The 4,484-nt window shown below is 63.4% G+C and carries 7 protein-coding genes; all 7 read right to left on the bottom strand.

The window, feature by feature from the left end:
* A partial coding sequence (locus HY726_01035; protein ID MBI4607576.1) for an Hsp20/alpha crystallin family protein occupies positions 1-415 on the bottom strand: 415 nt, incomplete at its 3' end.
* A gap of 11 nt (positions 416-426) precedes the next feature.
* Positions 427-726 carry a gas vesicle protein gene (locus HY726_01030; GenBank protein ID MBI4607575.1) on the bottom strand — a complete coding sequence of 100 codons (300 nt, stop codon included), beginning with the start codon at positions 724-726 and terminating at the stop codon, positions 427-429.
* 214 nt (positions 727-940) lie between these two features.
* A complete protein-coding gene (locus HY726_01025) occupies positions 941-1,225 on the bottom strand; it encodes a gas vesicle protein (protein MBI4607574.1) in 285 nt (94 codons plus the stop codon).
* A gap of 13 nt (positions 1,226-1,238) precedes the next feature.
* Positions 1,239-1,556: a gas vesicle protein GvpG gene (locus tag HY726_01020; protein MBI4607573.1), complete on the bottom strand. Its 318-nt coding sequence runs from the start codon at positions 1,554-1,556 to the stop codon at positions 1,239-1,241.
* 70 nt (positions 1,557-1,626) lie between these two features.
* Positions 1,627-2,499, bottom strand: coding sequence for a GvpL/GvpF family gas vesicle protein (locus HY726_01015; GenBank protein ID MBI4607572.1), 873 nt, complete (start codon positions 2,497-2,499; stop codon positions 1,627-1,629).
* 647 nt (positions 2,500-3,146) lie between these two features.
* Positions 3,147-3,899 carry a GvpL/GvpF family gas vesicle protein gene (locus HY726_01010; GenBank protein ID MBI4607571.1) on the bottom strand — a complete coding sequence of 251 codons (753 nt, stop codon included), beginning with the start codon at positions 3,897-3,899 and terminating at the stop codon, positions 3,147-3,149.
* Positions 3,892-4,484 (bottom strand): GvpL/GvpF family gas vesicle protein (locus HY726_01005; GenBank protein ID MBI4607570.1); only part of this gene is annotated, 593 nt, incomplete at its 5' end. The genes HY726_01005 and HY726_01010, both read right to left, overlap by 8 nt.

Genomic DNA, 4,484 nt, shown 5'->3' with positions numbered 1-4,484 from the left:
CTTTGGTGTACTTCCGGTCCTTGCCCTCAGCGGCGATGGTGAGGATGTCTCCCTCCAGCTCGGCCTTGATGTCGTCGGCCTCCACTCCTGGCAGCTCGGCAATCACCCGGATGACCTCCTTCTCATCAAAGACATCCACCAGGGGCTCTCTCGCCTCCTCCACCACCGCACCCTCTTCGCCCTTCTTGATGTTGCCGAAGGTCTCGACGGTCGGTTCGCCCCCCAGGCCGACCTTGACGCTGAAGCCATAGACCCCTCTCAAGTCCTTCAGCCGCCCTTTCCCCCGTAGCTCCCCCGTCCGGGTCACCTCTGTCTTCCCCTCCGCCTCCATCTCCTTGAGGAGCTCGATGAGGTCACCGATTCCCCTGAAGAGATCGCCGAGGCCGAATCCCCCGCCGCCCTTTGTTCCTCTCATGCTTTCCTCCCTCAACCCCCGAGGCGGGCCTCGAGCCGATCGAGGCGCTCCTTCAGGGTTCGGTTCTCGTCCTCCAGGGCCCGCGCCTTCGAGGAGAGAGCGGGGTCACTTTGCCACCAGTCGATCCCCATCTCCTTGGCCTTCTCCACCGAGGCCACGAGGAGCCGGATCTTGATGTTCAGCAGCTCGATATCGGCCAGGCAGATCTTGATGTCGCCGGCGATGACAATCCCCTTGTCGAGGACCCGCTCCAGGATGTCCGCCAGGTTGGTGGTCTGAACGCTGTGGGAGATGGCCTGTGACTGTGGCATTGGCGTCCCTTATCCTCTGACTCGCGCGCGCTCGACCCTGGCCCCGCAGCCCGGACAGAACGGATAGTCGTTCTCGTAGATGTACCGCCACGTCCCTCCGCACTCCGCGCATTGCCGGGTTAACGGTTCTCCGCACTTCGGGCAGTGCTTCAGGGCCCCCCAGGTGGTCTCTCCGCACCCCGGACATTTGAATGCCCCCATCGTGTGCCTCCTCTCAACCTGCTCGCCCGACCCCCCTTTGGTGGGTGCCCGCCAGGGGCTGGCCGACCCGTGCGTAGGAGACAACCTCCAGGTCATCGCTGAGCTTCGCCTCGTAGATGTTTCTGTCCATGACTCTGGCCCGGATCCCCAGCGCCTTCGTGTATGCGTTCTCTTCAATGACCTCCACCTGGACTTCCCAGCCGTCGGAGGTCTTGCTCGTTTTGATGATTGTCCCTTCTTTCTTCAGGACCTCCCCGAGCAACCCCTGGATCACCCGGTTCACTTCTTCGATCTTCATCGCCCAAGTCCGCTCAGGCGGCACGCGGCTTCTCGGCCGCGACGTCGCTCCCAGCGGTCACTCCAGGGCCTGGAGCTGACTCGTCTCCCTCCGACCCCGCCTCTTCCTCGGCGCCCCTGGCGGCGTTGAGCTTCGCTTCCCATTCAGCCGCCAGTTTCGTGTACTCCTCTTCGTCGATCTCGTCCATCTCGTAGAGGAGCTGGAGCTCCAGGAGCTTCTCTTGGATGTAAGCCTCATCGTTTAGCTCGCGGTCGGCCAGCTCATGGATCTTGCGGAAAATGCCCACGAACCCCCTGAACGGGAGCGCAAGCAGGTCGTCGATCAAAAGCATGACCTCCTCCTTTCTCAAACTTCCCTTGCGGAACGGAAGCTCACTCCGAGCGCGGGCTTTGCCCGCGCAATCAACTCGGGCCTCGCGCGGCGGGGGGCCTGCCTGACGGCACGGCCGAACCCGCCACGCTTGAACCGCAATGGCGGGAGGCTCGGAGGGGGCCCCTCCCCACGCCTTCGGCGTCGGGGGCCCGGCCCCCTTCGAATGCAATGACCAGGTTGACAAAGTTAAAGGGTGGGAACCCACCCACGTATTTGAACCTCACCATCTCTCCGTACCGCTCAGCCAGCCTGTCCATCTGTCGGTCAAAGGCGGCCTCCCGGTCCCGGTCTACGAGGAACGCGGCATTCAGGATCATCCGCTCCCCCAGAAGGCGATTGGTCAGGCGGAAGTCGCGGCAGGCCCCCTTCAGCGCGTCCATGATTTCCTCCCGGACCCTGGCCTTCTCGGCGTCCAGCGCGGCTTCCACCATCCTGCCGATCTCCATGAGCTGCCAGGGGACCTTCGGGGATGGCAGGGAGGCGACGGCTTCCTTCCTCCGCCTGATCTCTCCGTATCGCTCTAAGATCTCCTGGTAGACGAGCGTCTCGTGGAAGATGGCCTTCACACCCACCTCCACCTTGTTGCGCATCTCCTTCAGGAGGGCCCCCAACTCGTCGTACTCCCGTTCCAGGATGGCCCGCACGGCTGCCTCATCCTCCGCGATGGTGCAGAATCTGACGGGGAGGACCGTGTGGCGCTTGAAAACGGCCTCGATCGCTTGTTCATGGGCGAGTGAGCTCTCCCGGGAAACCGGATAGCGCGTGACCGGCGAGTCACTCACCACGGCCGCGATATCGCGATGGGTGATCGTGGTGAGCTCATCCCCTCGCCCCCCCATCCCCAGGGGGCCGAAGCTCTCCTCCTCGGCCCCATCCGTGATGCAGTAGATGTACTTCCCCATGAAGGAATTCACTTAGTCTCGGTGTACGGCCTGGTCATGATTGATCTGTTCCGGCTTCGTGAGCGCTGCATCACGAGCACGTCGCAGAGCTTTGCCTTCCTGCCGTGCAAGCTCCCCTTCCACGCATCCGCGCACCCACGCCTCGCGTGGATCACTCGTTGCCGTATCTTCCCGAATCGGGTTCACACGAAGCGCCACAGCCCTCCAACACATGACTCTTACCTCAGACTCCTGAAGGAAGAACTTAAGCATCTGCATGTCCCGTCGGTGTTGGACGTCCCAACGGAGCGCCATCACGCCCAAGATGAGCGACCCGGACACCGCGAGGGAGCAGAGGATGGCTCCCGTCAGCCGGAGGCGGCTCCATCGCCTGGCGGCCCGCTCGTGAGCAGCCAGGAGTTCGGTCACATCGACCCTGACTGCCCCATTGCCCGCCGTGGCCAGCTCGATGGTCCAGCGACCTCGATGCGCGCTCGATGACACCCGGTTATCCCTTCCACCGCGCCTTGTTGGCTACGATTGCGGCGAGCGAGGAGATCCACACATTGACAACTTCCCGCAGGTTCGAAATCCAATCGAAATTCTTCATGTCACTCGTCCTTCCGTCCGGCGCGAGCGCAGGGCCGCCTCATGCTCCTTACCCGGGCTCACTCGTCAGGCCTGAGGGTGATGTTGACGAAGTTGTAAGGCGGCACCGGCCCCACGTAGGCGAACTTGATCCGCGCCCGGTACCGGAGGTCCAGTCGCTCCATCAGGTCGTCGAACTCTTTCTCCCTGGCCCGATCCACCAGGAAGGCGGCGTTAAAAAGCATCTTGTCTCCGATGGTCCGGTTAAGACGCCAATCAACAGAGAGCTTCTTCAACGCCCTGAGGAGCTCCTCTCCTTCGCGCTCCTTCTTCGCTTCCAGGGCGGCCTGAACCATCTCTCCGATGGCGATCCGCTGGGCGTGCGTCTGCCGAGAGGGCCTCTCGGCAATCTCCGCCTTCAGGCGCTTGAGCTTCTCGTTCTCGTCTACCAGCTCCTGGAAGATGAGCTCCATGTTTCGCCAGAAGGCCTTGACCCCCAGCTCGACCCTGCCGTCCATGTCCCGCAGGAGGTGCCTCAGTTCCTGGTACCGCCGCTCCAGGAGCCGCCGGATCTCCTCAGCGTTGGCCGCCACGGTGCAGAACCTGACCGGCAGCACGGTGAACTCCCTCATGGCCTGCTCGATTACCCGCTCGTGGGCCAGGAGGTTCTCTTTGGAGACCACGTATTTTCCCAGCGGAGCATTGCTGATGACTGCGCTCAGGTCGCGGTAGGCGATGGTCTCCACATCTTCGCCGCCCATGCCGATGGGGCCCAAGTTCCGCTCCTCCTTCGTCCCGATGATTCCGTAGAGGTACTTCCCCTCCTCACGCACCGCCGGGCTCCTGAGCCCGCTGGAGGAGCCTCACCGCCACTACCTCCCTCACGTCCCGCGCGCGAAAGGACGAGCCCACCCGGCGGTACTCCCCCAGGAGCCGGTAGGCCTCGGTCACCGCCTCAAACGACCCGGCCGCGTCGTGGCCGGCCTCGCCGGCCTGCCGGGGGGCATGGTCCGGGTGGCACTGTTGGACGAGTCGCCGATACGCATCCCTGATCTCGGCCAAGCAGGCGTCCTCAGGGAGTCCCAGGAGCCCCCGCGCCCGGTCGATGGTCTCAAACTCGAACGTCTTGATCTCCACGGTACCGAAGCTGTAGGGCGGCAGAGGCCCCACACATCGGAAATCGACCGAGTCGCAGTAGCGATCGTTGAGCTGCTCCAGGGTTTCGCTGACCTCTCCTTCCTTGGTCCCGTCCACCAGGAAGGCCGTGTTGAGGATCATCCTGTCGTCCAGGAGGGCGTGAGCGCAGATATCCCAGGCCAGGGGCTTGAGGGCTTCGACGATCTCAGCCGCCCGCTCTTCTCGCATCTGGTCCAGCCGCGCCTTGACCGTCTGGCCGATCCTGATCCGCTCTTCCGTGG

The organism is Candidatus Rokuibacteriota bacterium (assembly GCA_016209385.1).
In the GTDB taxonomy this organism is placed as follows: Bacteria; Methylomirabilota; Methylomirabilia; order Rokubacteriales; family CSP1-6; genus JACQWB01.
The sequence above is the reverse complement of the archived record's forward strand: the minus strand, read 5'-3'. Positions and strand labels throughout refer to the sequence as shown.